Source organism: Amaricoccus sp. W119, from assembly GCF_047275745.1.
Taxonomy (GTDB): Bacteria; Pseudomonadota; Alphaproteobacteria; order Rhodobacterales; family Rhodobacteraceae; genus Amaricoccus.
In genome coordinates this window covers 1-605 of sequence record NZ_JBKQWU010000218.1, presented here as the reverse complement: position 1 = coordinate 605, position 605 = coordinate 1, and the positions used below count along the sequence as shown (strand labels likewise).

Below are 605 nucleotides of genomic sequence, written 5' to 3'. Positions count from 1 at the left end.
TCGACGATCTCGAAGCCTGGCTCGCCCAGCAGTTGCTCCGCGTCTCTGGCAATCGCCGCTCGCCGCCGCGATCCGCTACGCTCTGGCGCGGATGGGCCCAATGCGCCCCGACCTAACCCACGGCATCCTCGAGCTCGATAACAATATCGCCGAGCGCGGAATGCGCGCCATCGCCGCTTCAGCTTCGCGTTCTCGTCTTCCAACGTCCGCAGCCTTACCGCGTCCGAGGCGTTCATGCCGCCGTATTTCGACTTGAACTTTTAGAACGTGTTCGGGCTCAGCCCGTGCTTTCGGCGCACCTCGGCCGTCGGCATCCCGGCTTCCTGCTCCTTGATCATCGAAATGATCTGCGTCTCGGAAAATCGGCTCTTTCTCATTCGTCTGGTCCTTCGAGGTCGAGCATCCCTTCGCCGAGCAGAAGAGCCGCATGGGCCTCTTCGTCAGGACCGTCGGCATTCGCGAGGGCGACGGCGAAGATCGGCATCGTGCTTGCTCTGCCCCCTGAGAACTGGGCCGTCCATTCCTGGAAAATTCGGGTACGGTTTGTCTGGCCGGGATAGGAGGCGATGGCATGAAGGCATCGAAGTTCACGGACGCTCAGAAGG

Annotated in this window: 1 protein-coding gene and 1 pseudogene; both read right to left on the bottom strand. The window is 61.8% G+C overall.

The window, feature by feature from the left end; all coding sequences use genetic code 11:
* Positions 1 to 173: 173 nt before the first annotated feature.
* Positions 174 to 377: pseudogene (locus tag ACLJK8_RS23095) on the bottom strand (transposase); the annotation flags it as partial.
* Positions 374 to 605, bottom strand: a 232-nt coding sequence (locus tag ACLJK8_RS23090) for a hypothetical protein (RefSeq protein WP_413152717.1), incomplete at its 5' end; no start/stop codon positions are given. The gene ACLJK8_RS23090 and the pseudogene ACLJK8_RS23095, both read right to left, overlap by 4 nt.